Here is a 25,638-nt window from a genome sequence, read left to right as displayed (position 1 = left end):
GAAAACCTGAATGTCCTCGACATCGACATCGACATCGACATCGACATCGACCGCGCCCGATGCGCTCATCGCGATCGGCCGGGCGCTCAAGACGGCCGGCTACCGGTTCACGACGGTCACCCCGCTGACGCACCAGCGCGTCAATGCAAGCCGCGATGTGGCCGCGGGGACGAGTCTGCGCGACGTGTTCGGCTGGAGCCGGGCGTTCGCGCGGGATGACCTGGCGCCGGACCTGCTCGCATTGATGCAGGAGGCGGGCGTGCTGGCGGAAGAGGGCGGCCGGCTGCGCGCCACGGTCCGCGCATCGACCATGGGCGAGCTGGCGTATTTTCATTCGGCCTATCCGACGGTCGAGGAGAGCGCTGTCTTCTTCGGGCCGGACACCTATCGCTTCGTGGCCGCCATCGAGCGCAGCCTGCCGGCGCTGGCGGCGCCGTCGCGTGTCGCCGACATCGGCTGCGGCGCCGGCCCGGCCGCGATCGCCATCGCGCGCCGGTACCCGGACGCCGAAGTGCTGGCGCTCGACATCAACGAAGCCGCCCTGGCCCTGACCCGCGTGAACGCCGCCCTGGCCGGCGCGGGCAAGCTCTCGGCCCGTCACAGCAACCTGCTCGACGGTGTCGACGGCGACTTCGACCTGATCGTGTCGAATCCGCCCTACCTGCTCGACCCGGGCAAGCGCGCCTACCGGCACGGCGGCGGCAAGCGCGGCGCCGGCCTGTCGCTGGCGATCGTCAAGGCGGCATTGGCCCGTCTCCGTCCCGGCGGCGCCTTGTTCCTCTACACCGGCGTGGCCATCGCAGACCAGCAGGACGAGTTCCTGGCCGAGATCGCGCCCCTGCTCGATCGCCATTGTTCGTCCTGGCGTTACGAGGAGCTCGACCCCGACGTCTTCGGCGAAGAAGTGGGGACGCCGGGGTATGAAGACGTCGAACGCATCGCCGCGGTCTGGCTGCATGCGACAGCGCGGCAGCCGGCTTGCGCGAACGCCGGATGAGGCTGCGGATCGCCGCGCGTCTGCTGCGCGTCCTGGCGCACCTGCTGCTGGGGCTGGGCATTTGCGCGCTGCTGTTTCCCTGGCTGGGCCCCGCGCGGCGCCTGGCGCGGATCCGGCACTGGTCGGGGCAGCTGCTGCGCCTGTTCGGCGTCAGCGTCGAGCTGGCGCCGGGCAGCGCCGCCGCGGCGAACGGCCTGTGGGTCGCCAACCACGTCTCCTGGATCGATATTTTCGTCATCAATGCCCTGTTCCCCTGCCGCTTCGTCGCCAAATCCGAAGTCAGGCGCTGGCCGCTGGCAGGGGCCTTGTGCGCATGGGCCGGGACGATCTTCATCCAGCGCGCCAACCCGCGCAGCCTGCGCCGGACCATGGCCGTCATGGTCGCCGCGCTGCGCGATGGCGAGCGCGTGGCCGTGTTCCCGGAAGGGACCTCGGCTGCGCAAGGCGGCCTGCTGCCGTTTCGCGCCAACCTGTTCGAAGCGGCGATCGACGCCGGCGTGCCGGTGCAGCCGGTGTCGATCGCGTATCGCGACGCCGCCGGACGCTTGCATGGCGCCGTCGAATACATCGGTACGACCTCGCTGATCGAGAGCATGGTCGCGATGCTGTCGGGGCCGCCGATCCATGCCCGCCTTGCCGTGCTGCCGGCGCTGGACGGCGGCGGCGCCGACCGGCGGACCCTGGCGCGGCGCGCGCACCGCGCGGTCGCGGACCAGCTGGGATAAGGCGAAGCGCACGATTCGGTGCCGGATGAGCGGATACAATGGCGGGATGAATCAATCGCAACAGACCCAGGCGCCGCCGGAAGCACCGGCCCGCGCCCCCATCCGCCTTGGCGCCCAGATCCTGACCTGCGTGGTCTTCTGCCTGATCGCCGCGCCCATCATCTGGTTTTCCCGGCCGCACCCGGTCGCGCTGTTCAGCCGTCCGGTCGGGCCGCTGTCCCAGCTGCTGGTGGGGCAGGTGCTGGCGCTGGTCGCGGCCTGCGTGTCCTGGGGACTGTTCCGCCTGAGCGCCAGGTCGGCCTCCAGCGCCCGCACCATCGAGAGCTATGCGCGGCTCGACCTGGGCGGCCTGAATCCGCTGTGGATCGCCATCGCCGCCGCGATCGGCGAAGAGATGCTGTTCCGCGCGGCGCTGCAGCCGCTGCTGGGCGTGTGGATCGTCTCGCTGATCTTCCTGCTCACGCACGTGCCGGTGTACCGCTTCCGCAAGCTGGACGGGGCCACGCTGGCGCAGGCGGCCAGCGTGTTCATCGGGAGCGTGGTGCTGGGCTTCGTGTTCGAGCATGTCGGCCTGCTGGCGGCCATGCTGGTGCACATGTGGATCGATATCGTCGGGCTGCTGATCGTGCGCCAGGCGATCCAGGCGCGCGCCTGATTACTTGCTGAGCAGGCGCATCGCCCGCTCCAGCCCGTCTATCGTCACCGGAAACATCCGGTTGTTCATGATCTGCCTGATCACGGCGATCGACTGCCGGTACTGCCACAGGTTTTCCGGCTCCGGATTCAGCCAGGCGAACTTCGGGAAGGCGTTGCAGAAGCGCGCCAGCCATTCGGCGCCGGCTTCCTCGTTGTTGTACTCGACCGAGCCGCCCGGCGCCAGCACCTCGTAGGGGCTCATGGTGGCGTCGCCGACGAAGATCACGCGGGTGTCGGGCGGGTACTTGCGCAGCACGTCCCAGGTCGGGAAGCGCTCCGTGCTGCGGCGCCGGTTGTTCTTCCACAGGTAGTCATACACGCAGTTGTGGAAGTAGAAGAACTCCATGTTCTTGAATTCGGTCTTCGCCGCCGAGAACAGTTCCTCGGTGCGCTCGATGTGGTCGTCCATGGTGCCGCCCACGTCCAGCAGCATCAGCACCTTGATGCGGTTCCGGCGCTCGGGCTGCATCTTGATGTCCAGCCAGCCGGCGTTGTTGGCGGTCGAGCGGATCGTGTCTTCCAGCGCCAGTTCCTCGGCCGCGCCGGTGCGTGCGAAGCGGCGCAGGCGGCGCAGCGCCACCTTGATGTTGCGAACGCCCAGCTCGCGCTCGCTGTCATAGTCTTTATACTCGCGCTGCTCCCACACCTTGACGGCGCTGCGGTTGCGGCTTTTTCCGCCAATGCGGATGCCTTCCGGATTCGTGCCGCCATGGCCGAAGGGAGAGGTGCCGCCGGTGCCGATCCACTTGCTGCCGCCTTCGTGGCGTTCCTTCTGCTCCTGCAGCAGCTCGGCCAGGCGCGACATCAGCTTGTCGTAGCCGAGCTTCTGCAGCTCGGCCTTCTGCTCGGGCGTCAGCTCGCGTTCGAGGCGCTGGACCAGCCAGTCCAGGGGGATGTCGGCCTTGGCGTCGAACACCGCTTCGATGCCCTTGAAGTAGAGCCCGAACGCCTTGTCGAACTTGTCGAAGTGGGTTTCATCCTTCACCAGCGTCAGGCGCGCGAGGTAGTAGAAGGCGTCGAGCGAGGGCGCGATCACGTTCTTCTGCAGCGCTTCCAGCAGCGTCAGGAATTCCTTGATCGTGACCGGGACCTTGGCGTCACGCAGGGCGAAGAAGAAGCCGATCAGCATGGGTCAGGCCTCGCTATGGCGGCTCAGTCGATAGTGCAGCTGCGACTTGATCTCGGGCCACTCGCCGCGCAGGATGCTGTACATGACGGTGTCGCGCACGGTGCCGTCGCGGCGCAGCGCATGATGGCGGATGACGCCATCCTTCTTCGCGCCCAGGCGCTCGATCGCGGCCTGCGAGGCGTGATTGAAATTATCGGTGCGCAGGCCGACCACCGCGCAGCCCAGGGTATCGAAGGCGTGCGAGAGCAGCAGCAGCTTGCAGCTGGTGTTGACGTGGCTGCGCTGGCGGCTTTTCGCGTACCAGGTGTAGCCGATCTCGACGCGGTCGACGGCCGGCAGGATGTCGTGGTAGCTGGTCGAGCCGATGACAGCGCCGCTGGAGACGTCGACCACGGCGAAGGCGCGCCGGTTGTCCATCTCCAGTGCGGTGCGGACGTATTGTTCCGTCTCGTGCGGCGCCGGCACCGAGGTGATGCGCAGGTTCCACAGCTCGCCGTCGGCGGCGGCGCGCAGGCCGTCGACGTGGTGCAGGGCCAGCGGCTCCAGGCGCACGCCGTTGAATTCGAGGGTGACCGGATCGACGCGGATCATCGGTTGTGCCTCGCCATCGCCACCAGGCGCTCGAACAGGTGCACGTCCTGCTCGTTCTTGAGGAGGGCGCCGTGCAGCGGGGGCACGATGGCCTTCGCATCCTGGCTGCGCAGGGCCTCGAGCGGGATGTCCTCGGCCAGCAGCAGCTTCAGCCAGTCGAGGAACTCGGAGGTCGAGGGCTTCTTCTTCAGGCCCGGCACGTCGCGCAACTGGTAGAAGTTCTCCAGCGCGGCGCCAAGCAGCTCCTGCTTCAGGTGCGGATAGTGGACCTTCACGATCTCGGCCATCGTGTCGCGGTCCGGGAACTTGATGTAGTGGAAGAAGCAGCGGCGCAGGAAGGCGTCCGGCAGCTCCTTCTCGTTGTTCGAGGTGATGATCACCAGCGGGCGGTGCCTGGCCACCACCATCTCGCGCGTCTCGTAGACATAGAACTCCATGCGGTCCAGTTCGCGCAGCAGGTCGTTCGGGAATTCGATGTCGGCCTTGTCGATCTCGTCGATGAGCAGCACCACCGGTTCCGGCGCGGTGAAGGCCTGCCACAGCACGCCCTTGACGATGTAGTTGTGGATGTCGCGCACGCGCTCGTCGCCCAGCTGCGAATCGCGCAGGCGCGAGACGGCGTCGTACTCGTACAGGCCCTGCTGCGCCTTGGTGGTCGACTTGATGTGCCATTGCAGCAGCGGCATGTCGAGCGCGGCCGCGACTTCCTCGGCCAGCATGGTCTTGCCGGTGCCGGGCTCGCCCTTGATCAGCAGCGGGCGGGCCAGGGTGAGGGCGGCGTTCACGGCCAGTTTCAGGTCATCGGTGGCGACGTAGCTGTCGCTGCCTTCGAAACGTTGGGATGCGTGCATGGGGCATTCACAGTCATGGAGAAATGACATTCAGTATATGGCAGATGAATCGCAGACGCAGAAGTGTTGCTTTGTAGACTGAGCCATGTTCTTCATATAGAATCGGCTATTCGTAGTACAAATGCTAAGTTTTTGAGCAGTTGCGGTATACAATTCAACCATACGATTGTGCAATCATGAGAAAACCCCTAGCAGTACTGTTGTTTGCCGGCGTGGCAACTGCCGCCGGCGCAGCGGCAGCAGCGGACGTCGTCGCCAACCCGAAGGCAGCCCCGCAAAAGATCGAACAATGTATCGGCTGCCACGGCATTCCCGAATATAAAACCGCCTTCCCCGAGGTCTACCAGGTGCCGATGATCGGCGGCCAATCGGCCAAGTACATCGAAGCCGCCCTGCAGGCCTACAAGAAGGGCGACCGCAAGCATCCGCAGATGACGCCGACCGCCCGCGTGCTGTCGGACCAGGACATCGCCGATATCGCTGCCTACTATTCGCAGCAGACGGCTGCCACGCCCAACAAATAAGCCGGGGACGACCATGAACAAACTGATCCTTGCCCTGTCCTGCACCGCGGCCCTGACGGTGTCCGCTTCCGCCTTCGCCGGCGGCGATGGCGCGCGCGGCGCCGAACTGGCGAAGAAGTACAACTGCGCCTCCTGCCACGGCGTCGACTACAAGAGCCCGATCGATCCGAGCTACCCGAAGCTGGCCGGCCAGCACGCCGACTACCTGGTGCATGCGCTGACCTCCTACCAGCGCGGCAACAAGGGCATCAGCGGGCGCAACAACCCGATCATGGCCGGCATGGCCCAGCCGCTGTCGGACCAGGACAAGGCCGACATCGCGGCCTACCTGCAAAGCCTGCCAGGGCCGCTGGTGGTTCGGAAGTAATCCGCGCAAGTCATCTACAATAGCGGTCTCTCTGGTCCGCCGGTACGCCGGCGGACTTTGTTTTTTTGGAGTCCGCCTTGACGACCGCATCACCTTCCCACATCAAGACCAACCTGCTGAGCGGCCTGACGGTCGCCCTGGCCCTGGTCCCCGAAGCCATCGCCTTTGCGCTGGTGGCCCACGTGTCGCCGCTGACCGGCCTGTACGCCGCCGTGCTGGTGTCCTTCATTACGTCGAGCTTCGGCGGTCGTCCCGGCATGATCTCCGGCGCCGCCGGCGCGCTGGCCGTCGTCATGGTCGCGCTGGTCGTCCAGCATGGCGCGCAATACCTGTTCGCCGCCATCGTCGTGATGGGCGTGCTGCAGATCCTGTTCGCGCTGGCGCGGTTCGGCAAATTCATCCGCATGGTGCCGCATCCTGTCATGCTGGGCTTCGTCAACGGCCTGGCGATCGTGATCTTCGTGGCCCAGTTCGAGCATTTCAAAACCGCTGGCGGCTGGATGGCCGGGCCGCAGCTGTGGACCATGCTCGGCCTGGTCGCGCTGACGATGGCGATCATCTACCTCACGCCGAAGATCACGAAAGCGGTGCCGGCCACCCTGGTCGGCATCCTGGCGGTGGCACTGCTGGCGCACTTCCTGCACATCGAGACCAGGACCGTCGGCGAACTCGGCTCGATCGCCGGCGGCCTGCCGTCCTTCCACATCCCCGATGTGCCCTTCAATATGGAGACGCTGCGCATCGTGTTCCCGTACTCGCTGGTGCTGGCCGGCGTGGGCCTGATCGAGACCCTGCTGACGCTGACCCTGATCGACGAGATCACCGACACCCGCGGCCAGCCGAACCGCGAGAGCATGGCCCAGGGCGCGGCCAACATCGTCGCCGCGCTGTTCGGCGGCATGGGCGGTTGCGCGATGATCGGCCAGAGCATGATCAACATCGGCAACGGCGCCCGCGGCCGCCTGTCGGGCATCGCGGCCTCGCTGTTCCTGCTGTCCTTCATCCTGTTCGGGGCGAGCGTCATCGAGCAGATCCCGCTGGCGGCGCTGATCGGCGTGATGTTCGTGGTCTGCGAAAAGACCTTCGAGTGGGGCACCTTCCGCCTGTTCGGCAAGGTGCCGCGCGCCGATGCGCTGGTGATCGTGCTGGTGGCCGGCGTGACGCTGGCCTTCAACCTGGCGACGGCGGTGGTGGTCGGCGTGATCGTTTCGGCGCTGGTGTTCGCCTGGCAGCACGCCAAGCAGATCCGCGTATCGACCAGCGTGGACGCCCAGGGCTGGAAAGTCTATGAGCTGGAAGGCACGCTGTTCTTCGCCTCGAGCGCCGGCTTCCAGGCGCTGTTCGCGCCGAAGGACGATCCGCAGGACGTGGTGGTCGAGTTCCGCCGCGCGCGCGTGGCCGACCACTCGGCGATCCAGGCCATCGATGCGCTGGCGGAGCGCTACCGCAGCGCCGGCAAGCGCCTGCACCTGCGCCACCTGAGTCCCGATTGCCGGGAATTACTGGATCGGGCCAAGGACATGATCGAGGTGAGCCTGCCCGAGGACCCGCGCTACAGGGTCGCAGACAATAAACTCGATTGAAAAGACAGCGCTGAGCTCACGAGCGTAGCGAGCGGCGGCAGTGCTGTTCGAGAAGCGCAGCTGTACGCGAGTACAGCGAGCATCGCAGGACGGCAATGCAACGCGCAGTAGCTTGTGGGCTCAGCGGACGCGTTTGCGGACGCAGTCGATATAGGCCTCCGCATCCGGCGGCAGGCCGCTGCGCTGCGAGGTCCACATCATCTCGCCCAGGCATTCCATGATCTCGTGGTGGGCGTCGTGCTCGCCGATGCGGGCGGCCAGGGCGTCGTGCGCGGCCTTGATGCCGCGCGGCTGGTCGATCGATACCTGTTCGGCGATCGACAGGTGCATCGACAGGTGCAGGAAGGGATTCGGCTGGCCGCCTTCGACCGAATAGTCGCGCGCCACGGCTTCGTCGGCATCCATCAGCGCGTCGTGGTATTCGGGGTGCTGGTCGATCCAGTCGGCCGCGATCGCATCCATCGGGGTCAGGATGTCGCCGGCGCGGCGCTTGCGCCAGGCTTCGCAGAAGAAGCGGCGCACGTCGTTGGAGGAGGGGGTAAACATGCGCCATTGTAGCGCGCCTGCTTTTTTCGCGTTGACCGGGCCGGCTTGTACGGCCTTATGCTTCCGACATCTCCAGCGCCAGGGTCCCGTGGAAGGGGACCTGCTGCCAGCGTCCGTTCAGCGCCAGCGCCTGCTCGAACAATGCCGCTCCCACGCCCGGCGCGAGCGCCGGCACGCTGCGGCCGCGCGCCTCGCAGGCGCTGCGCACGCCGTCGAGGAACAGGACCTCGTCGAAGGCGTCGCTCCAGAGCTGCGCCTGCAGGCTCTCGACCACCGCTTCGGCGTGGATGGCCTGGTCGGCGATGGCCTGGTTGGCCGGATCGTGGGTCTGCTCCATGGTCCAGCCGATGTCGAAGCCGGCCGCGATCATGCCGAGGAAGCCATGGCGCCAGCCGAGTCCGGATTCGACCACGTAATGCACCAGGTCGTGCGGCAGGATGCCCTGGCGCGGCATGGCGGTCGCGGTTTCGCTGCCGTCGCGGCGGATGCAGCGCAGGCGGTCGAGCTTGTCGCTGCGGCCCTGGCGCTCGGCGATCAGTTTCATGGCGCCGCCGCCGGGGCCGGCGCCGGCGGCGGCGGGCCGCAATGCGCGCGCACGGTCGCCATCAGCGAGGCGGCGCGCTCCCTGTCGCCCTGCGCGGCGTGCCAGCGGGCCATGTAGGCGTTGGCGTCGCAGCTGCGGCCGCGGGCGAACTTCACTTCCTTGGCGGCGCGGTCGAGCAGGCCGGCGGCGTCCAGCTTGCCCAGGTAGAACTGGGCGATCGGCTCGGGCCACTCGTCGTTGTCCTGCTTTTTCAGGGTGGCCTGCAGTTCGGTTTTCGCGAGATCGGCTTCGCCGTTGTGGACGCGGGCCAGGTACAGCCACAGCGGGCCGAAGCGCTCGGCAGGCAGGCGCTCGAGGGCCGCGCGCAGCTTCGGGATCGCCTCGGCGGATTTGTTGCTCATCACCAGCTGGCGGCCCTGCACCAGGTTCGCATGCGGCTCGCCGCCGGCCGCGGCCTTGTCCAGCCATGATGCCGCCAGCGCCGGGTCGCGCGGCACGCCGCGGCCGTTGCGGTAGGCCGTGGCCAGCGCATACTGGGCGTCGGCGTTGCCGCCGTCGGCCTCGGCGCGCACCCAGTCCGGCACCCCGACGCTGCGCGAGAACGGCTGGCCGCCGAGATAGGCGAAGTACATCTTTTCCTGGCTCATCGCGAACAGCACGCGGTGGGTGCGCAGGAAGTCCTGGCCCAGCAGCAGGTCGGCCGGCGCCGAGCCCTGCGAATCGATGATCCCGATCTCGGCATTGTTGATGGTCTCGCCGCCGATCTGCACGGTCTTGACGGTGGTGGTCCAGTGCGGCGCCCGCTCCGAACCGACGCCGGCCACGTCGCCGCTGCGCTTGACCTCGGCGCCCTTGACGTCGATGCCCAGCCGCCTGGCCGCATCCAGCATCAGGATCGTGTGGTGGGCGCCGGTGTCGATCATGGCGTCCAGTTCCTTGCCGTTGATGGAAACCTTGAAATGCGGGTTCGGGCTGCGGTCCAGGCTGCGCGCGAAGGGCAGCACCACCGTTTCTTCCGGCCAGTAGTTGAGCTCCGTGTCGTCCTTGCAGTCGTGCGGACGGAACATCTTGACCAGCTTGTTGCGCAGGTCGACTTCGAGATCCATCTGCAGCAGGAAGGGCGAGCCGGCGATGCCGTCGAAGGCCGGGGTCAGGTTGGCCTCGCCGATCACCAGCAGTTCGGTCCTGCGCGTGCTGCGCGCCGGGCCGATCGAGAAATCCTTCAGCCGCGTCGAGTACACCCGCGAACGGCCGCCGACGCCTTCGACATAGCGCCCCGTCATGCGCAGGTTCAGGTCGCGCCTGGCCGCGCCGTTCATGGTCAGCTGGGTGTCGAAGGCGCCGGTATCGACCAGCAGGGTGGCGGGCGCGCCGTCGATCGTACCGTCGACGGCCGGCTGCAGGCCTTCGCCGACATAGCGTACCGGCAGCTTCGCGACCTCGACATACAGGCATTTCGGCGCCGGCGCATCGTCGGCCCGCGCGAGCGGGCTCATGAGCAGCGCAGCGGCAAGGAAGGGCAGCGCGCGTGCCCGGTAGCGTGGCGGGGTTGTCATGTGGATAATTCTACAGCGCAAAAAGGCCAGCACGCCGGGTATCCCGGCATGCCAGCCTTTCCAGTTGTTGCTTTTGCGCTACTTGTACTTACTCTTTGTCGCGCGCCATCACCAGTTTGGAACTTCCCACCGCGTCCGCAATGGCCTTGGTGGCCGCGACCACCGCCTTGCTGCTCCCGTTGCCGCCGCTGCTGCTGCGCTCCTGGCCGCGCCGCTCGTGCGGCTGGCGCAGGTAGCGCGAGCTGTGGCGGCGCTCGCCCTGGCCGTTGGCGGGCCAGGTGAGGAAACGCGACAGCTCCTGCAGCGCGCGCTGGTAGACATCGCGCTTGAACTCGATGACCACGTCCAGCGGCACCCAGTAGTCGTGCCAGCGCCAGGCATCGAACTCGGGATGGTCGGTCAGGCGCAGATTGACGTCGTTGTCGCGCGCGACCATGCGCAACAGGAACCAGATCTGCTTCTGGCCGCGATAGTGGCCGCGCACTTCACGCTTGATGAAATGGTCCGGCACTTCGTAGCGCAGCCAGTCGCGGGTGCGGCCCACGATCTTGACGTGCTCCTGGCGCAGGCCGATCTCTTCCTCGAGCTCGCGGTACATCGCCTGTTCCGGCGTCTCGCCGTACTTGATACCCCCTTGCGGAAATTGCCAAGAGTGCTCGCGCACCCGCTTGCCCCACCACACCTCGTTGTTGGCGTTCAGCAGGATGATGCCGACGTTGGGGCGGAACCCTTCACGATCGAGCATAATTCACCTCTAACTTTCTGCCGGTCTTTGCTACCTCTCGCTTATATTTTTACTTACAGCCCCTTTGAATCTCAGGTACCTCTGCCGTTAACTCGCGTCGGAACAACGGCATGCACCACTTCTTTCGGAGCCATTTGTATAAAGATTGGATGCATCGGCCAGCTAATCCTTTAAAATTAGGTCGATTATAACCCTCTCTTTTTAAAAAGAATTCACCGATATGCGCGCCTCACGATTTTTTATTTCAACGCTCAAAGAAGCGCCTTCCGACGCCGAGATCGTCAGCCACAAGCTGATGATGCGGGCCGGGATGATCAAGCGGCTCGGCTCCGGCATTTATACTTACATGCCGCTGGGCCTGCGCGTCATCCGCAAGGTCGAGGCCATCATTCGTGAAGAAATGAACAATGCCGGCGCGATCGAACTGCTGATGCCGCTGGTGCAGCCGGCCGAGCTGTGGCAGGAAACCGGCCGCTGGGACAAGATGGGACCGGAACTGCTGCGCCTCAAGGACCGCCATGGCCGCGACTTCGCGCTGCAGCCGACCTCGGAAGAAGTCGTCACCGACGTGGTGCGCAACGAGATCAAGAGCTACCGCCAGCTGCCCGTCAACTTCTATCACATCCAGACCAAGTTCCGCGACGAGCGCCGTCCGCGCTTCGGTCTGATGCGCGGCCGCGAATTCACCATGAAGGATGCCTACTCCTTCGACCGTGACGTCGAGGGCATGCAGGTCTCGTACCAGACCATGTTCGACGCCTACGTGAAGATCTTCACCCGCTTCGGCCTGAAGTTCCGCGCGGTGGCGGCCGACAACGGCGCGATCGGCGGCACCGGCTCGCACGAGTTCCACGTGATCGCCAGCACCGGCGAGGACGCGCTGGTCTACTGCCCGAGCTCGGATTACGCGGCGAACATGGAAGCGGCCGAGGCGCTGCCCCTGACCGCCGAACGCGCTCCCGCAACCCAGCCGCTGACCAAGGTCTCGACCCCGAACACCACCAAGTGCGAAGGCGTGGCCAAGCTGCTCGGCATTCCGCTGGAGCAGCACGTCAAGTCGATCGCGCTGACCGTCGAACAGGAAGTCGACGGCAAGCTCACCAAAGAAAACTGGCTGCTGCTGCTGCGCGCCGACCATGAGCTGAACGAAGTCAAGGTCTCCAAGGTCCCGGGCCTGAAGGACTTCCGCTTCGCCACCGAAGCCGAGATCCAGGAAGCCTATGGCACCGTGCCGGGCTACCTCGGCCCGATCGGCGCCAGGCTGCCGGTCAAGGTCGTGGCCGACCGCACCGTCGCCAACATGGCCGATTTCGTCTGCGGCGCGAACGAGGCCGAGTACCACCTGACCGGCGCCAACTGGGGCCGCGACGTGGCCGAACCGATCGTCGCCGACCTGCGCAACGTGGTCGAGGGCGACGCTTCGCCGGACGGCAAGGGCGTGCTGGCGATCGAGCGCGGGATCGAGGTGGGCCACGTGTTCCAGCTCGGCACCGCCTACTCGGCCGCGATGAACTGCGTCTACCTGGACGAGAAGGGCCAGCCCGTGCCGATGCAGATGGGCTGCTACGGCATCGGCGTGACCCGTATCCTGGGCGCGGCGATCGAGCAGAACTTCGACGACAAGGGCATCGTCTGGCCCGATGCGATCGCGCCGTTCGAGATCGTGCTGTGCCCGATGGGTTACGACCGCAGCGAGCTGGTGAAGGCGGAGACCGACCGCCTGTACGCCGAGCTGCAGGCGGCCGGCGTGGACGCCATCGTCGACGACCGCGGCCTGCGTCCGGGCGCCATGTTCGCCGACTGGGAACTGGTCGGCGTGCCGCACCGCGTGGTGATCGGCGAGCGCGGCCTCAAGGAAGGCAACCTGGAATACCAGGGCCGCCGCGATGCCGAAGCGACCGCCGTTCCTGCTGCCGACATGGTCTCCTTCGTCAAAGGCAAACTGGGCAAGTGATGTCCTCCAGCTTCATGCGCCAGGCGTCGGCCTGGCTCGGCTCCGCGCTGCTGGCGGCTTTACTGTTGAGCAGCGGCGCGGCGCACGCCGGCAACCAGAAGGAAGAAGCGCTGGCCGATTCGGTCCGGCTGGCTTTGGCCCGGACGATCCGCGACGGACGCCCGCCCAGGCCGGTGTTCCGCGACGCCGCCGCGCAGGCGCGCTATCAACAGTGGTTCGACGCGATGTCGGCGCGCCTGAAGCGTCGCCTGCCGGACGAGCAGGTGCGCACCGAATTCCTCGAATCGGCCTGGTACGAGGCGACCCGCGCCGGCCTCGATCCGGGACTGGTGCTGGGCCTGATCCAGGTGGAGTCGGCCTACCGCAAGTACGCGGTGTCGATCGTCGGCGCACGCGGCTACATGCAAGTGATGCCGTTCTGGACCAAGGTGATCGGCGATTCGAACCGCCGCGCGCTGTTCGACATGCAGACCAACCTGCGCTACGGCTGCTCGATCCTGCGCATGTACATCGACATGGAAGGCGGCAACCTGTACCTGGCGCTGGGCCGCTACAACGGCAGCCGCGGCCGGCCGGAGTATCCGAATGCGGTGCTGGCGGCGTGGAAGAACTGGGAATTCAAGTCCGCTTCCACGGCGATTGCGCTGAACTGATTATCAGGCGTCACGCGTGGGCTCGGGAAGCCCACCCTACGACTGAATTCAACCGTCATGCCCTCAACGCATCCACCAGCTGCTGCGCATGCCGCGGCAAGGCGTCGAAGCTGCGCACGCAGATCGCCAGCTGCCGCAGCGCCCACGCATCGAGTAGCTCCAGCACCGCGACCTGCATCGTCTGCGCGCAGCGCCGCGCCGCCGGCTCGGGCACGATGCCGATCCCGACGCCGGCTTCCACCATCCTCCCGATCGCGTCGAAATCGCGCAGGCGCACACGCGCGTGCAGTGTGCGCCCGAGGCGCCGGGCCTGCAGCTCCAGGTAGTTGAACAGGGCGCTGTCGCCGGCCAGGCCGACCTGGTCGAAGTCGGCCAGGCGCGCGAAGGGCACCGGCCGGCCTTCCGGCGCCAGCTGCAGCGCCAGCGCGGGCGTGGCCAGCGCCACCAGGCGGTCGGTGCGGAAGGCAAAACTCTCCAGCTGCGACAGGTCGACCGCGTCCGACAGGATGCCGAGGTCGGCGGCGCCTTCGCGCACCGCCTTCGCCACCTCGTGGCTGGGCCGCTCCCCCAGGTCGACGTCGACATGCGGGTGGCGCGCCAAGAAGCCGGCCAGCGCGTCCGGCAGGTACTCGCTCAGCGCCGCCGTATTGCACTGCAGGCGCACCGTGCCCTTCAGGCCCTGCGCATGGTCGCCCAGCTCGGCGCGCATGCGCTGCAGCTGCTGGAACACCAGGCGCGCATGCCGCACCAGGGCGTCGCCGGCCGGCGTCGACGTCACCCCGCGCCGTCCGCGCAACAGCAGCGGCACGCCCAGCGTCTCTTCCATGCTGTGGATCCGTTCGCTGCAGGAGGCCAGCGACAGGTGGGCGCGCGCCGCGCCGCCGGTGATGCTGCCGGCTTCCACCACGTGCAGGAAGAGCTGCATGTCGACCAGGTCGAATCTCATCGTCATCCTTCCATGAGCCTTCGTTAGATCCGAAGGCTGATTGCGGCTATCCCTCATTCTGGAAGCGTCCGTGATGCGGCAGAATCTCCGGCATGGACGCTCTCCTTTCTATCTTACACGTGCGCGACGCGGCCGATCTTGTCCTGATTTCCCTCGTATTCGTGGTTGCCGGCCTGGTCCAGGGCGTGGTCGGGCTCGGCCTGCCGACGGTCGCGGTCAGCCTGCTGGCAATGATGATGGCGCCCCGCGAAGCAGCCGCCTTGCTGGTCGTGCCTTCGCTGGTGACGAATGCCTGGCAACTGGCGGCCGGCCCCCCGGCGGCTGCGCTCGCGCGCCGCCTGTGGCCGCTGCTGGCCGGGATCACGGTCGGCACCCTGGCCGGCGGCATGCTGGTGACGGCCAGCGCTGCCGCCGATGCGATCGCGGCGCTGGGCGGCGCCCTGGTCATGGTTGCGGCGGCCGGCCTGGCCGCGTTCACGCTGCACGTACCGCCCGGCGGTGAACGCGCGGCGTCCGCCGTGGTCGGGCTGGTCACGGGCGCGGTCACGGCCGTCACCGGGGTAATCGCGATCCCGGCCGTGCCCTACCTGCAGGGACTGCGGCTGGAACGCGACATGCTGGCGCCGGCGCTCGGCCTGGCCTTCACCACCTCGACCCTCGCGCTGGCGGCGTCCCTGCTGCTGGCCGGGCAGTTCGGGGCGGAGGCTGCCGGACTGTCCTGCTATGCCTTGCTTCCGGCGCTGGCCGGCATGCTGGCCGGCCGGCGGGTCCGCGGGCGCATCCGGCCCGCGCCGTTCCGGCGCGGCGTCTTCGTTGGCCTGCTGGTGCTGGGCCTGTATTTGATGCTGCGGCCCTTCCTCGGCTAGACTGCTTGCTTTCCTCATCAGGGAGCAGACATGCGATTGACCACCTTCGCCGCCGGCGTGCTGATGGCCTGCGGCGCCGCGGCGCTCGGCGGCTGCGCCGGCGCGCCGCCTGCACGTAGCATCGACTTAATGAGCGAGCGCCCCCGGAATGTCATCTTCTTCCTCGGCGACGGCATGGGCATCAACACCCTGACCGCGGCGCGCATCTACGCGGTGGGAGAAAGCGGCGAGCTGACCATCGATACGCTGCCCGAATCGGCCTTCGTGAAGACCTTTTCGAACAACGCCCAGGTGACCGACAGCGCGGCCTCGATGTCGGCCTACATGACCGGCGTCAAGCAGAACAACGGCGTGATCTCGATGTCCGGCGACACCACTGCGACGCCGCCCGCCGCCGACGGCAGCAGCCGCTGTACCAATGGCCAGCCGATGCCGACCCTGCTGGAACTGGCCAAGGCGCGCGGCCTGGCGACCGGCATCGTCACCACCACCAGCGTCACCGACGCCACGCCGGCGGCGACCTATGCGCACGCCTGCCACCGCAAGCTGCAGAACCAGGTCGCGGCGATGATGGTGCCGGGCGGCGCCGGCTACAACCCTGCGCTGGGCAGCGGCATCGACCTCGTGTTCGGCGGCGGCGCGCAATACTTCCAACCCGCGGCGGCGGGCGGCAAGCGCCTCGACGGACGCGACCTGCTGGCCGAACTGCAGGCGCGCGGCTACCGTACGGCGAATGACGCGGCCGGGTTCAATGCCCTGGCGGCCTCGGACCGGCCGGCCATCGCCCTGTTCGCGCAGGATGACCTGGCCTATGAGGCCGAACGCGATCCGGCGCGCCAGCCCAGCCTGGCCGAGATGACGCGCAAGGCGGTGTCCTTGCTGGGGCAGCGTGGCGCAGATAAAGGATTCTTCCTGATGGTGGAGGGCGGCCTGATCGACCACGCCCTGCACGGCACCCGCGCCAAGCGCGCGCTGCAGGAAACCGTGGCCTTCGACGCGGCGCTGAAAGCCGCCATCGTCGAGGCGCAGAAGATCGATCCGGGCCTGAAGCACACCCTGATCGTCGCCACCGCCGACCACGACCACACCCTGCTGATCAACGGCTACTCGCCGCGCAGCGGACCGACGACCGCGGACAAGCCCGGCGTGCTGGGCCTGGTGCGCAGCCTCCCGGACGGCAAACCCAGGCTGGACAAGGACGGCGCGCCCTATACCATCCTCGGCTTCGGCACCGGCGAGCACCGGGTGCAGGGCGGCCGCGCTTCGCAAGCCGGCCTCACCGACGCCATCGTCAGCGCCGACGACTACCACCAGGAAGCGGCGGTGCGCATGCCGTCCGAAACCCACGGCGGCGCCGACGTCTACCTCGGCGCGACCGGCCTCGGCGCCGAGGTCTTCCGCGGCACCATCGACAACACCCGCGTATTCACGCTGATCAAGGACGCGGCCGGCTGGTAAGGCGCAAGGAGACCGACATGAAAATCATCCCACCCTGCGCGCTGCTGCTGGCGGCCGCATTCCAGTCCCAGGCTGTTGCCCAGCCAGGCCCGCCGGCCCAGGCGAAGAACATCATCTTCTTCCTCGGCGACGGCATGGGCCCGACCACGATCACGGCCGCGCGCATCTACAAGGTCAAGGAAGAGGGCCTGCTGAATTTCGAGCGCCTCGACCGCACGGCGCGGGTCAAGACCTATTCCGCGAATGCGATGGTGACCGACAGCGCGCCCTCGATGGGCGCCTACATGACCGGCGTGAAGATCAACAACGACGTGATCTCGCTGAAGGATGCGACGCCGCAGGCGCCGGGCAAGGACGCCAACGGCAACGCGACCGTGGACCGCTGCGGCGAGAACAACGGGACCGCGCCGATGACCATCCTCGAACTGGCCAAGGCGGCCGGCCGTTCGGTGGGCGCGATCACCACCACCGAGCTGACCCACGCGACCCCGGCCTCGACCTTCGCCCACATCTGCAACCGCAACGCGGCCTACGCGATCGCGCAGCAGATCGTGCCCGGCGGCGCAGGCTACAACCCGCGGCTGAAGGATGGCGTCGACGTCCTGATGGGCGGCGGCCGGCCCCACTTCACGCCTTTCGACGCCAGCGCCAATCCGAAGGGCCGCGCCGACGGACGCGACCTGCTGGCCGAATTCAAGGCGCGCGGCTACTTCGTGGCCGCCACCCGCGCCGACATGACGTCGGCCCTGCCGAACCGGAAGTTCGTCGGCATCTACGCCGACAGCCACCTCGACTACGCCACCGTGCGCAAGCCCACCCAGCCGACCCTGGCCGAGATGACGAACAAATCGATCGAGCTGCTGTCGAAGAACCCGAAGGGCTTCTTCCTGATGGTCGAAGGCGGCAAGATCGACCATGCGCTGCACGACTCGAACGCGAAGAACGCGCTGGAGGAGGTGGTCGACTTCGACAACGCGATCCAGGCCGCGCTGGACCGCATGCGCCAGCTCGATCCCGGCCTGGAGCACACGCTGATCGTGGTGACCGCCGACCATGACCACACGATGGTGATGAACGGCTATCCGAAGCGCGGCAATCCGATCCTCGGCATCGTGCACGACTATGCGAGCGGCGAACCGGCGCGCGATGCGGACGGCAAGACCTACACGACCCTGGTCTACGGCGGCGGCCCGAACCGCCCGGATGTCCGCAGCGACGTCGACGACGCGCGCGCGCAGGCACTGGACTACCACCAGGAGACGGGCGTGCGCCTGTCCGGCGAAGGGCACGGCGGCGGCGACGTCAAGCTGTACGCGGCGGGCGCGGGCGCGGCGCCGTTCAAGGGGACGATCGAGAATACGCGGGTGTTCGAGCTGATGAAGGCGGCCGCCGGCCTCTGACGACCGCGAAAACAAAAAGCCCCGGAAATCCGGGGCTTTTCATTTGGACTGGTATCGGGCCGGCGGGGGCAGCCTGTCGTCGTTATTATTTGAGGTGATCGGAGATCAGCTTGGTCATTTCGAACATCGATACCTGGGCCTTGCCACCGAAGACGGCTTTCAGCTTGTCGTCGGCGTTGATCATGCGGCGGTTTGCAGCATCCTGCAGGTCCTGCTTCTTGATGTAGTCCCAGACTTTCTTGGTGACTTCGGTACGCGGCAGCGGCTTGTCGCCCACCACTGCGGCCAGCGTCGCCGACGGGGTCATCTCTTTCATGAAGGCGGCGTTGGGCTTGCGTGCTGCTGCCGGCTTTGCTGCTGCTTTCGGTGCTGCTGCTTTGGCAGGAGCTGCCTTCTTTGCTGCAGGCTTCGCCGCTGCAGCCGGTTTTGCAGCGGCCTTCTTTGCCGGCGCTGCGGTGGTTTTTTTGGCTGTTGCCATCTTCGAGCCTCCTAAACGGAACACGTGGAAAATTGCGCAATAATTCGCACCGGCTTATATTGGTAGGGTTTTAGTGTTCGTGCAAGTCTTTTTCGAAATTTTTTCACTCTAACAAGCACCAAAATCGCAGATCGTGCCGGCCACGTCGCGCCAGAGTGAAAAAGCCGTGCGCAGCGGCTGCCACGCACGGCTTTCCGGGACCAATCGAAGGATCAGCGCATGCCGGGCATCATGCCCTTCATCCCGCGCATCATCTTCATCAGGCCGCCGCCTTTGAGCTTCTTCATCATCGTGTTCATCTGCTCGTACTGATTCAGCATGCGGTTCACTTCCTGCACCTGCACGCCCGCGCCGGCCGCGATGCGGCGCTTGCGGTTGGCCTTGATCAGGTCGGGCTTGGCGCGTTCCTGCGGCGTCATCGAGTCGATGATGCCGCACATGCGGCGTACCTGCTTCTCGGCCTGGTCCATGTTGGCGCCGGCGGCTGCCTGCTGGAACTGGGCCGGAAGCTTATCCAGCAGGCCGGCCATGCCGCCCATCTTCTTCATCTGGGTCAGCTGGGCCTTGAAGTCGTTCATGTCGAACTTGCCGCCCGACTTGATCTTGTTGGCCATGTCGGCCGCGGCCTGCATGTCCACGCCCTTGCGCGCTTCTTCGACCAGGGCCAGGATGTCGCCCATGCCCAGCACGCGGTTGGCCATGCGCGCCGGGTCGAAGGCTTCGAGGCCGTCCAGCTTTTCGGAGACGCCGGCGAACTTGATCGGCTTGCCGGTCACGTGACGCACCGACAGCGCCGCGCCGCCGCGCGAGTCGCCATCGAGCTTGGTCAGGATCACGCCGGTCAGCGGCAGCGCTTCGTTGAAGGCCTTGGCGGTGTTGATCGCATCCTGGCCGACCATCGCGTCGACCACGAACAGGGTCTCGATCGGCTTCACGGCGGCGTGCACCGCGGCGATTTCCTGCATCATCGCTTCGTCGATCGCCAGGCGGCCGGCGGTGTCGATGATCAGGACGTCGTGGTAGTGCTTTTTCGCCCAGTCCAGCGCATTCAGGGCGATGTCGACCGGCTTGTCGTTGGCGGTGGACGGGAAGAAGTCGGCGCCGACCTGCTTGGTGACGGATTCGAGCTGGGCGATCGCGGCCGGGCGATACACGTCGGCGGAAACGGTCAGGACCTTCTTCTTCTGTTCCTTGAGGTACTTGGCCAGCTTGCCGGTGGTGGTGGTCTTGCCCACACCCTGCAGGCCCGCCATCAGGATGATCGCCGGCGGCTGCTGCGCGAACGAGAGCTGGGACGCTTCAGGGCCGAGGTCGGCGCCCATCAGGGCCGCCAGTTCCTTCTGCACCACGCCGACCAGGGCCTGGCCGGGGGACAGCGAACCGATGACCTCTTCGCCCAGGGCTTTTTCCTTCACTTTGGCGATGAATTCGCGGACTGCCGGCAGCGCCACGTCCGCCTCGAGCAGGGCCAGGCGCACTTCGCGCAGCATTTCGGCGGTATTGGCTTCGGTCAGGCGAGCCTCGCCGCGCATGGTCTTGACGACCTTGGCGAGGCGTTGAGTCAGATTGTCTAGCATGTCTGCGTCTTGGGGAAAGTTAGCGTGCAATACGTCATTTTACCTCAGTGCCGTAGGACGAGCCGGCGGATACCGCCTGCGGCAGTGATGCCGACGAAACTCGCGCCGCCGATGGGCCTGATGCCGTACAGGCCCTTGTCGTCCAGGCAGCTGAGCGGCGGGCTGGGAACGAAGTTGGCGCAGTAGGGCACGCTGGTTTCCACGGCGCTGATCCCGTCCGGGCCGGTGCGCATCAGCTTGTTTGAAGTCCGGTCATAGGCGTAGGTGTTGCCGTTCATATCTGAGTTCAGTCCGGTGGGAAGGGCTGACAGCGTCGTGACGACGCCGGCCGGGGTGACCTTGCGGGGTGTGTCATTGGTATCGAGGACGTACAGATTGTCGTCGATGTCGATGCCGACGATATGCGGTGTCAGGAAGCGGGCGGCGCTGCCTGTGCCGTCAGTCATCGCACCGACCTGCGCTTCTTCGCTGCCGGCCAGTACCGAGAGGACACCGGCTGGTGTGATCTTCAGGATCGCCGGCCCAGAGCTGGCCTGCTGGCCCACGCCGATACCAAAACCGCCAGGCATGGTGGAGAAGTACAGGTTGCCGGCGCGATCCAGCACCATGTTCGACGCCCAATACAGGCGGTTGGCGTTGTTCAATGTGTCGGGTTGGCCAAACCAGCTTCCTGCGCCGTCTACCATACCGATGAGTACCATGATCGAGCCATCTGGCGCGATCTTGACCAGGCTCGGCGCACCTCTCCTGGAGGGGCTCTGGTTGGTAATTAAAAGCTCTACGTAGACGTTGCCGGCAAGGTCGGCGGCCACACCGACCGGCTGGAACATGGTGGGATCGGTGGTGGTGCGCCATGCCATTGCATACAGTCCCGGCGTGCCCGGATCCGGCGTCACCGCCAAGGTCATGGTAGCGCTTGCGCCGCCATCGCCGCTGGCGGTAATCGCCACCGCTGCAGGGACGGCGAGCGCGCCGGCTGGCGGCAGGTAGCGCACGGTATCGCCGGTGTCGGCGCTGAGCGAGCCGGGCGCGCCGGTGGCCAGCTGCCAGTGCACGGCGCCGCCGCTGGAAAGCCTGGCAATGAGGGGAATGGCGCTGCCGCCGGCGATGGTGCGGACGGTCGGGCTGGACAGGGTGAGCGTCGGCGCTGGCGCCGGCGCCGGCGCCGGTGGCGGTGGCGGTGGCGTGGACGAGGTCGGCGGCGTGGGCGCCGTCGGCGGGGTAACTGTCGTCGAATCGCCGCCACCGCTGCAGGCGGCCAGGACGGCACAGAGGATCAGGGGAGAGAAAGTACGCATGGTGTCCAGGAAAAGTGTTTCGGAGGCCTCGGGCGGGCGGCGATACCGTGATTATCCGGATTATGAGCGCGCTAAAAGTCATCAAATGTCACCACCGGTATCGATCTCACACCAGCAGGTCGAATGAATAATGGCTGGTAAATATGCACTGGTACCGTTTGACAATTTGTTGCTGAACGTTATAGCCTCAGTGAAATATTAAGTTTGCATTACCGCAGCAGCTCATTGACGCAGAACTCGAAGCAGACCTATAACGGAGACAGCAATGACAGCAAAAGCGTTTGGCAAGACCATCATCATCGCCGCCCTGCTGGCCGCGGGCAGCGCCCAGGCCCAGGAGACGGTCCGCCTCGGCAACCTCAAGTTCGCGCACTACGGCGCGGTGTCGTACATCAAGGAAATCGCGCCGAAGTGCGGCCTCAAGGTCGAGGAACGTGTCTTCGCCAAGGGACTCGACGTGATGCAGGCCATCATCGCCGGCGAGATCGACGTCGGCACCACGGCCTCGGAAGCGGCGATCTCCGGCCGCGCCGGCAATGCCCCGATCTACGTGGTGGCCGGCTTTGCCAAGGGCGGCGTGCGCCTGGTGGCAGGGAAGGACAGCAATATCAAGAGCGTCAAGGACCTGAAGGGCAAGAAGGTCGGCGTGACCCGCGGCGGGATCCAGGAAGTGCTGCTGATGGCCGAGCTGCAGAAGGCCGGCCTGAGCGCCGACGCCGCGCCGGGCAAGGACGTGCAGGTCATCTACCTGGCCTATGCCGACCTGAACCAGGCGCTGCTGGGCAAGAACATCGACGCCATGATGCAGTCCGAGCCGCAGTCTTCGCAGGCGATCAACAAGGGCTTCGGCGTGGAAGTCCTGAAGCCCTACGACACCCCGATCGGCGAGCCGGTGCGGACCATGGTGATGACCGAGAAGTTCTACACGACCAAGCGTCCGCTGGCCGAGAAGTTCATGCGCTGTTTCGTGCAGGCCACCAGCACCTTCATCAAGGACCCGGCGCTGGCCGAGAAGTACGTGCGCGACGTCGTGTTCAAGGGCCAGATCACCAGCGACGACTTCCGCGACGCGATGGGCAATGCGGCGTACACCTACGACGTCACCCCGGAGCACATCCAGATCACCACCGACATCATGCACAAGACCGGCGTCGGCCGCATGGGCAAGCCGCCGGCGGCGAAGGAATGGGTCAAGACCGACCTGCTGGAGGAGGCCAAGAAAAGCCTCAACGTCAAATAATGCAGGGTGGGCGCCCGTGCCCACCAAGTCATCATCGGAGAGCAGTATGGTGAAACGAAGGGCACAGGACATCGCGGTCGGCCTGGTGGTGCCGATCGTCGCGATCGCGATCTGGCAGCTGGCGGCGAGCATGGGATGGGTGAATGCGAATATCCTGCCGTCGCCGCTGGCGGTATGGCGCAAGTGGGTGGCCTACCTGCTGCCGCTGCAGGAATATGCGACCTGGCACGAGAACAACCCCGGCGGCGGCAAGCTGGGCTGGATGTTCTCGGGCGAGCTGATCGTCGATTCGCTCGGCAGCCTGTACCGGGTGGTGGTCGGCTTCGCGGTCGGCGCCGTGCTGGCCCTGCCGCTCGGCCTGGCGATGGGCGCGAGCCGCGTCGTGTATGCCTGGATGAATCCGCTGGTGCAGCTGCTGCGCCCGATCCCGCCGATCGCCTACATCCCGCTGTCCATCCTGTGGTTCGGGCTGGGTAATCCGCCGGCGATCTTCCTGATCGCGATCGGCGCCTTTTTCCCGGTACTGATGAACACCATCGCCGGCGTACGCCAGGTCGACGCCATCTACCTGCGCGCGGCGCGCAACCTGGGTGCCGGCGGCGCCACCATGTTCCTGCGCGTGATCCTGCCGGCCGCCGTGCCATACATCCTGACCGGCATGCGCATCGGCGTCGGCACCGCCTTCATCGTGGTGATCGTGTCCGAGATGATCGCGGTGAACAATGGCCTGGGCTTCCGCATCACCGAAGCGCGCGAATACTTCTGGTCCGACAAGATCATCGCCGGCATGATCACCATCGGCCTGCTGGGCCTGGCGATCGACTGGGCGATGAACCGGCTGAACAACCATCTGCTGCGCTGGCACCGCGGCCTGGAGCATTGAGCATGAGCGCGCATATTGTCATTGACCAGGTCAGCAAGGTGTTCGAGACCGACGGCCGCCGCATGGTCGCGCTCGAGAACATCAGCCTGGAGATCCCGCGCGGCCAGTTCGTCTGCCTGCTCGGCCCGTCCGGCTGCGGCAAGTCGACCCTGCTGAACGCCGTCGCCGGCTTCGCGCCGCCGACCCGGGGCAGCATCACCGCCGACGGCGCACCGGTCGCCGGACCGGGGCCGGAGCGCGGGATGGTGTTCCAGGAATACGCGCTGTTTCCCTGGATGACGGTCGAGCAGAACGTCGGCTTCGGCCTCGACATCAAGGGCATGCCGAAGGCGCAGGTCGCGGCGCGCGTGGCCGAGCTCCTGAAACTGCTGTCGCTGGAAGACTTCGGCAAGCGCTTCCCGAAAGACCTGTCCGGCGGCATGCGCCAGCGGGTCGCGATCGCGCGCGTGCTGGCGCTGGACTCGCCGATCATGCTGATGGACGAGCCCTTCGGCGCGCTGGATGCGCTGACCCGCCGCAACCTGCAGGACGAGCTGCTGCGCATCTGGGCCAAGCTGAAGAAGACCGTGATCTTCGTCACCCACAGCATCGAGGAAGCGATCTACCTGGCCGACCGCATCGTCGTGATGACCTACCGGCCGGGCACGGTCAAGCGCGACATGCTGGTCGAGCTGCCGCGCATGCGCGATCCGTCGGCGCCGGAGTTCAACGCGCTCAAGCGCGAGCTGGGGCAACTGGTGATGGAGGAACAGCAGCGGCATCACGAAGCAGAAATCAAGTCTGCTGCGGTGGATTAAGTTGGCGCGTCGTCCCCGCGAAGGCGGGAATCCAAGTTCAGCAGGCGGGCCGCGAACAAACCCGGGTCCCCGCCTCCGCGGGGACGACGTGGTAAGTTGTCAAGCTGTTCTCCGCCCATCCGGATAGTGTAGACTCGCCCCTATGCAAACCACCTTTTTCATCGCCGCGGCCATCCTGTACGCGGTGTGTGTCCTGCTGCCGGCGCAGCGGGGCGGCGTCGTTTCCGGCGTGACCCTGCTGGCCTGGGTCCTGCATGGCGCGGCGCTCTGGCCCGACATGCTGTCCAACGGCACGCTGCGGGTCGGCTTCGCCTTCATGCTGTCATCCGCGCTGTGGATCTCGGTGGCGGCCTGGTGGATCGAAAACCGGAATATCGCGCTCGACGGGATGCGCCGCATGATCATGCCATGCGCGGCAGTGTCGGCGCTGCTGCCGCCGCTGTTCCCCGGCAGCCTGATGCCGGTGGGGGAGCAGACCCCGGCCTTCGGCTGGCATGTCGCGGTTGCCATCATGGCCTACAGCACGCTGACCATCGCCGCCTTTCATGCGGTGCTGATGGCGCTGCAGGAGACCCGCCTGCATACGCGCAGCGCGAAGAAGGGCTGGCTCGGCGCCGCCATCGACCAGCTGCCGGCTTTGCTGACCATGGAAAAGCTGCTGTTCCGGATGATCGGCATCGGCTTCGTACTGCTCAGCCTGACCGTCCTGTCGGGCATCGTGTTCTCGGAACAGCTGTTCGGGCGCGCGCTGCGCTGGGACCACAAGAATTTCTTCGCGCTGCTGTCGTGGCTGCTGTTCGCCGCGCTGCTGGCCGGACGCCGCTGGCGCGGCTGGCGCGGCAAGACCGCGCTGCGCTTCACGCTGGCGGGATTCGCTACCTTGGCGCTGGCATATGTCGGCAGCCGTTTTGTCTTTGAAGTCGTTTTGCACCGGGGGTTCACATGACGCGACTGCTCTTCTGGATTGCGCTCATCATCCTGGTGGTGATGGCGGTACGCAGCAAACTACGGGCGGCGGTCAGCGCGCGCAGCTACCAGCCGCAGGGCGGGGAAGGGATGCCCGGCGCCGGCCCCGCACGCGCCTCGGCCCGCATCGAGGAATCCGAGCGCATGACCAGCTGCGCCCACTGCGGCATCTATTTCCCGGCTTCCGAAGCGGTGCACGAGGGCGGACGCGACTACTGCAGCCAGGCGCACGCGCACCAGTCAGCCGCTTCGCGCCCGAATTGAGGCG

27 protein-coding genes are annotated in these 25,638 nt (G+C 66.4%); 16 read left to right on the top strand and 11 right to left on the bottom strand.

Annotation, left to right across the window (positions count from 1 at the left end; genetic code table 11):
• Positions 1-10: 10 nt before the first annotated feature.
• The 3 genes from AM586_RS11950 to AM586_RS11940 are packed head-to-tail and all read left to right on the top strand — an operon-like array spanning position 11 to position 2,377.
• A complete protein-coding gene (locus AM586_RS11950) occupies positions 11-997 on the top strand; it encodes a class I SAM-dependent methyltransferase (RefSeq protein ID WP_047821601.1) in 987 nt (328 codons plus the stop codon).
• Positions 994-1,722: a 1-acyl-sn-glycerol-3-phosphate acyltransferase gene (locus AM586_RS11945; RefSeq protein WP_047821602.1), complete on the top strand. Its 729-nt coding sequence runs from the start codon at positions 994-996 to the stop codon at positions 1,720-1,722. The genes AM586_RS11950 and AM586_RS11945 overlap by 4 nt, the downstream gene beginning before the upstream one ends.
• Before the next feature lie 46 nt (positions 1,723-1,768).
• Positions 1,769-2,377 (top strand): CPBP family intramembrane glutamic endopeptidase, encoded by a 609-nt coding sequence (locus AM586_RS11940; RefSeq protein WP_162600541.1) that lies wholly within the window; start codon positions 1,769-1,771, stop codon positions 2,375-2,377.
• Here AM586_RS11940 and AM586_RS11935 read toward each other — a convergent pair whose 3' ends face one another.
• The 3 genes from AM586_RS11935 to AM586_RS11925 are packed head-to-tail and all read right to left on the bottom strand — an operon-like array spanning position 2,378 to position 4,989.
• On the bottom strand, positions 2,378-3,547 hold the full coding sequence (locus AM586_RS11935) for a VWA domain-containing protein (protein ID WP_047821606.1): 1,170 nt from the start codon (positions 3,545-3,547) through the stop codon (positions 2,378-2,380). It abuts the gene before it with no gap.
• A 3-nt stretch (positions 3,548-3,550) separates the two neighbouring features.
• Positions 3,551-4,138: a GNAT family N-acetyltransferase gene (locus tag AM586_RS11930; protein WP_047821609.1), complete on the bottom strand. Its 588-nt coding sequence runs from the start codon at positions 4,136-4,138 to the stop codon at positions 3,551-3,553.
• A complete protein-coding gene (locus AM586_RS11925) occupies positions 4,135-4,989 on the bottom strand; it encodes a MoxR family ATPase (protein WP_047821611.1) in 855 nt (284 codons plus the stop codon). The genes AM586_RS11930 and AM586_RS11925 overlap by 4 nt, the downstream gene beginning before the upstream one ends.
• Before the next feature lie 176 nt (positions 4,990-5,165).
• Between AM586_RS11925 and AM586_RS11920 the strand changes: the two genes are divergently transcribed.
• The 3 genes from AM586_RS11920 (at position 5,166) to AM586_RS11910 (ending at position 7,463) form a co-directional block, all read left to right on the top strand.
• The gene (locus AM586_RS11920; protein ID WP_047821613.1) at positions 5,166-5,513 is read left to right on the top strand and encodes a cytochrome c; all 348 of its coding nucleotides are present in this window, start codon (positions 5,166-5,168) and stop codon (positions 5,511-5,513) included.
• Positions 5,514-5,526: 13 nt separating this feature from the next.
• On the top strand, positions 5,527-5,880 hold the full coding sequence (locus AM586_RS11915; protein WP_047821615.1) for a cytochrome c: 354 nt from the start codon (positions 5,527-5,529) through the stop codon (positions 5,878-5,880).
• Positions 5,881-5,957: 77 nt separating this feature from the next.
• Positions 5,958-7,463 carry a SulP family inorganic anion transporter gene (locus AM586_RS11910; protein WP_047821617.1) on the top strand — a complete coding sequence of 502 codons (1,506 nt, stop codon included), beginning with the start codon at positions 5,958-5,960 and terminating at the stop codon, positions 7,461-7,463.
• A gap of 120 nt (positions 7,464-7,583) precedes the next feature.
• Here AM586_RS11910 and AM586_RS11905 read toward each other — a convergent pair whose 3' ends face one another.
• From AM586_RS11905 to AM586_RS11890, 4 genes are all read right to left on the bottom strand, one after another.
• On the bottom strand, positions 7,584-8,009 hold the full coding sequence (locus AM586_RS11905) for a DUF1841 family protein (RefSeq protein WP_047821619.1): 426 nt from the start codon (positions 8,007-8,009) through the stop codon (positions 7,584-7,586).
• A gap of 55 nt (positions 8,010-8,064) precedes the next feature.
• On the bottom strand, positions 8,065-8,553 hold the full coding sequence (locus tag AM586_RS11900) for a hypothetical protein (RefSeq protein ID WP_047822052.1): 489 nt from the start codon (positions 8,551-8,553) through the stop codon (positions 8,065-8,067).
• Complete coding sequence (locus tag AM586_RS11895; protein WP_082439769.1) at positions 8,550-10,109, bottom strand: retroviral-like aspartic protease family protein; 1,560 nt, start codon at positions 10,107-10,109, stop codon at positions 8,550-8,552. The genes AM586_RS11900 and AM586_RS11895 overlap by 4 nt, the downstream gene beginning before the upstream one ends.
• A gap of 88 nt (positions 10,110-10,197) precedes the next feature.
• The gene (locus AM586_RS11890) at positions 10,198-10,854 is read right to left on the bottom strand and encodes an RNA pyrophosphohydrolase (protein WP_109370464.1); all 657 of its coding nucleotides are present in this window, start codon (positions 10,852-10,854) and stop codon (positions 10,198-10,200) included.
• A 220-nt stretch (positions 10,855-11,074) separates the two neighbouring features.
• Here AM586_RS11890 and AM586_RS11885 point away from each other — a divergent pair, with 220 nt between their 5' ends.
• A complete protein-coding gene (locus AM586_RS11885; RefSeq protein WP_047821623.1) occupies positions 11,075-12,808 on the top strand; it encodes a proline--tRNA ligase in 1,734 nt (577 codons plus the stop codon).
• A complete protein-coding gene (locus AM586_RS11880) occupies positions 12,808-13,461 on the top strand; it encodes a lytic transglycosylase domain-containing protein (RefSeq protein WP_373887910.1) in 654 nt (217 codons plus the stop codon). The genes AM586_RS11885 and AM586_RS11880 overlap by 1 nt, the downstream gene beginning before the upstream one ends.
• A 55-nt stretch (positions 13,462-13,516) precedes the next feature.
• Here the strand turns inward: AM586_RS11880 and AM586_RS11875 are convergent, their stop codons facing one another.
• A complete protein-coding gene (locus tag AM586_RS11875; protein WP_047821625.1) occupies positions 13,517-14,407 on the bottom strand; it encodes a LysR substrate-binding domain-containing protein in 891 nt (296 codons plus the stop codon).
• A gap of 92 nt (positions 14,408-14,499) precedes the next feature.
• Between AM586_RS11875 and AM586_RS11870 the strand changes: the two genes are divergently transcribed.
• From AM586_RS11870 to AM586_RS11860, 3 genes are read left to right on the top strand one after another with little or no spacing between them, the layout of a single operon-like run.
• Positions 14,500-15,273 carry a sulfite exporter TauE/SafE family protein gene (locus AM586_RS11870; RefSeq protein ID WP_047821627.1) on the top strand — a complete coding sequence of 258 codons (774 nt, stop codon included), beginning with the start codon at positions 14,500-14,502 and terminating at the stop codon, positions 15,271-15,273.
• Between the two features lie 30 nt (positions 15,274-15,303).
• A complete protein-coding gene (locus AM586_RS11865) occupies positions 15,304-16,731 on the top strand; it encodes an alkaline phosphatase (RefSeq protein ID WP_047821629.1) in 1,428 nt (475 codons plus the stop codon).
• Positions 16,732-16,748: 17 nt separating this feature from the next.
• On the top strand, positions 16,749-18,131 hold the full coding sequence (locus AM586_RS11860; protein WP_047821631.1) for an alkaline phosphatase: 1,383 nt from the start codon (positions 16,749-16,751) through the stop codon (positions 18,129-18,131).
• An 85-nt stretch (positions 18,132-18,216) separates the two neighbouring features.
• Here the strand turns inward: AM586_RS11860 and AM586_RS11855 are convergent, their stop codons facing one another.
• The 3 genes from AM586_RS11855 to AM586_RS11845 all read right to left on the bottom strand — a co-directional run bounded on the left by AM586_RS11855 (position 18,217) and on the right by AM586_RS11845 (position 21,484).
• Positions 18,217-18,609, bottom strand: coding sequence for an SWIB/MDM2 domain-containing protein (locus AM586_RS11855; RefSeq protein WP_082439768.1), 393 nt, complete (start codon positions 18,607-18,609; stop codon positions 18,217-18,219).
• Positions 18,610-18,821: 212 nt separating this feature from the next.
• Positions 18,822-20,186, bottom strand: a complete 1,365-nt coding sequence (gene ffh / locus AM586_RS11850; RefSeq protein WP_047821635.1) for a signal recognition particle protein — start codon at positions 20,184-20,186, stop codon at positions 18,822-18,824.
• A 44-nt stretch (positions 20,187-20,230) separates the two neighbouring features.
• Positions 20,231-21,484 (bottom strand): hypothetical protein, encoded by a 1,254-nt coding sequence (locus tag AM586_RS11845; protein WP_156328079.1) that lies wholly within the window; start codon positions 21,482-21,484, stop codon positions 20,231-20,233.
• A 265-nt stretch (positions 21,485-21,749) separates the two neighbouring features.
• Between AM586_RS11845 and AM586_RS11835 the strand changes: the two genes are divergently transcribed.
• The 5 genes from AM586_RS11835 to AM586_RS11815 all read left to right on the top strand — a co-directional run bounded on the left by AM586_RS11835 (position 21,750) and on the right by AM586_RS11815 (position 25,634).
• On the top strand, positions 21,750-22,724 hold the full coding sequence (locus AM586_RS11835) for an ABC transporter substrate-binding protein (RefSeq protein WP_047821640.1): 975 nt from the start codon (positions 21,750-21,752) through the stop codon (positions 22,722-22,724).
• 46 nt (positions 22,725-22,770) lie between these two features.
• Positions 22,771-23,607: an ABC transporter permease gene (locus AM586_RS11830; protein WP_047821643.1), complete on the top strand. Its 837-nt coding sequence runs from the start codon at positions 22,771-22,773 to the stop codon at positions 23,605-23,607.
• 2 nt (positions 23,608-23,609) lie between these two features.
• Positions 23,610-24,404, top strand: a complete 795-nt coding sequence (locus AM586_RS11825) for an ABC transporter ATP-binding protein (protein ID WP_047821645.1) — start codon at positions 23,610-23,612, stop codon at positions 24,402-24,404.
• 142 nt (positions 24,405-24,546) lie between these two features.
• Positions 24,547-25,350 carry an inner membrane protein YpjD gene (locus tag AM586_RS11820; RefSeq protein WP_047821647.1) on the top strand — a complete coding sequence of 268 codons (804 nt, stop codon included), beginning with the start codon at positions 24,547-24,549 and terminating at the stop codon, positions 25,348-25,350.
• The gene (locus AM586_RS11815; protein WP_047821649.1) at positions 25,347-25,634 is read left to right on the top strand and encodes a PP0621 family protein; all 288 of its coding nucleotides are present in this window, start codon (positions 25,347-25,349) and stop codon (positions 25,632-25,634) included. Before AM586_RS11820 ends, AM586_RS11815 begins: the two co-directional genes overlap by 4 nt.
• Positions 25,635-25,638 lie beyond the last annotated feature (4 nt).

Origin of the sequence: Massilia sp. WG5, from assembly GCF_001412595.2 — a bacterium.
Taxonomy (GTDB): Bacteria; Pseudomonadota; Gammaproteobacteria; order Burkholderiales; family Burkholderiaceae_D; genus Telluria.
Note: the sequence above shows the minus strand (reverse complement) of the source record. Positions and strands in the feature narration are given on the sequence as shown.

Bases quoted from the DNA above. Each gene is read 5' to 3' on its own strand.
- AM586_RS11885 (WP_047821623.1), top strand. From the start codon at position 11,075: ATGCGCGCCTCACGATTTTTTATTTCAACGCTCAAAGAAGCGCCTTCC.
- AM586_RS11875 (WP_047821625.1), bottom strand. From the start codon at position 14,407: ATGAGATTCGACCTGGTCGACATGCAGCTCTTCCTGCACGTGGTGGAA.
- AM586_RS11905 (WP_047821619.1), bottom strand. From the start codon at position 8,009: ATGTTTACCCCCTCCTCCAACGACGTGCGCCGCTTCTTCTGCGAAGCC.
- AM586_RS11815 (WP_047821649.1), top strand. From the start codon at position 25,347: ATGACGCGACTGCTCTTCTGGATTGCGCTCATCATCCTGGTGGTGATG.
- AM586_RS11825 (WP_047821645.1), top strand. From the start codon at position 23,610: ATGAGCGCGCATATTGTCATTGACCAGGTCAGCAAGGTGTTCGAGACC.
- AM586_RS11855 (WP_082439768.1), bottom strand. From the start codon at position 18,609: ATGGCAACAGCCAAAAAAACCACCGCAGCGCCGGCAAAGAAGGCCGCT.
- AM586_RS11820 (WP_047821647.1), top strand. From the start codon at position 24,547: ATGCAAACCACCTTTTTCATCGCCGCGGCCATCCTGTACGCGGTGTGT.
- AM586_RS11925 (WP_047821611.1), bottom strand. From the start codon at position 4,989: ATGCACGCATCCCAACGTTTCGAAGGCAGCGACAGCTACGTCGCCACC.
- AM586_RS11880 (WP_373887910.1), top strand. From the start codon at position 12,808: ATGTCCTCCAGCTTCATGCGCCAGGCGTCGGCCTGGCTCGGCTCCGCG.
- AM586_RS11865 (WP_047821629.1), top strand. From the start codon at position 15,304: ATGCGATTGACCACCTTCGCCGCCGGCGTGCTGATGGCCTGCGGCGCC.
- AM586_RS11890 (WP_109370464.1), bottom strand. From the start codon at position 10,854: ATGCTCGATCGTGAAGGGTTCCGCCCCAACGTCGGCATCATCCTGCTG.
- AM586_RS11860 (WP_047821631.1), top strand. From the start codon at position 16,749: ATGAAAATCATCCCACCCTGCGCGCTGCTGCTGGCGGCCGCATTCCAG.
- AM586_RS11845 (WP_156328079.1), bottom strand. From the start codon at position 21,484: ATGCGTACTTTCTCTCCCCTGATCCTCTGTGCCGTCCTGGCCGCCTGC.
- AM586_RS11870 (WP_047821627.1), top strand. From the start codon at position 14,500: ATGGACGCTCTCCTTTCTATCTTACACGTGCGCGACGCGGCCGATCTT.
- AM586_RS11945 (WP_047821602.1), top strand. From the start codon at position 994: ATGAGGCTGCGGATCGCCGCGCGTCTGCTGCGCGTCCTGGCGCACCTG.
- AM586_RS11940 (WP_162600541.1), top strand. From the start codon at position 1,769: ATGAATCAATCGCAACAGACCCAGGCGCCGCCGGAAGCACCGGCCCGC.
- AM586_RS11935 (WP_047821606.1), bottom strand. From the start codon at position 3,547: ATGCTGATCGGCTTCTTCTTCGCCCTGCGTGACGCCAAGGTCCCGGTC.
- AM586_RS11920 (WP_047821613.1), top strand. From the start codon at position 5,166: ATGAGAAAACCCCTAGCAGTACTGTTGTTTGCCGGCGTGGCAACTGCC.
- AM586_RS11830 (WP_047821643.1), top strand. From the start codon at position 22,771: ATGGTGAAACGAAGGGCACAGGACATCGCGGTCGGCCTGGTGGTGCCG.
- AM586_RS11930 (WP_047821609.1), bottom strand. From the start codon at position 4,138: ATGATCCGCGTCGATCCGGTCACCCTCGAATTCAACGGCGTGCGCCTG.
- AM586_RS11915 (WP_047821615.1), top strand. From the start codon at position 5,527: ATGAACAAACTGATCCTTGCCCTGTCCTGCACCGCGGCCCTGACGGTG.
- AM586_RS11895 (WP_082439769.1), bottom strand. From the start codon at position 10,109: ATGACAACCCCGCCACGCTACCGGGCACGCGCGCTGCCCTTCCTTGCC.
- AM586_RS11835 (WP_047821640.1), top strand. From the start codon at position 21,750: ATGACAGCAAAAGCGTTTGGCAAGACCATCATCATCGCCGCCCTGCTG.
- AM586_RS11900 (WP_047822052.1), bottom strand. From the start codon at position 8,553: ATGAAACTGATCGCCGAGCGCCAGGGCCGCAGCGACAAGCTCGACCGC.
- AM586_RS11950 (WP_047821601.1), top strand. From the start codon at position 11: ATGTCCTCGACATCGACATCGACATCGACATCGACATCGACCGCGCCC.
- ffh (WP_047821635.1), bottom strand. From the start codon at position 20,186: ATGCTAGACAATCTGACTCAACGCCTCGCCAAGGTCGTCAAGACCATG.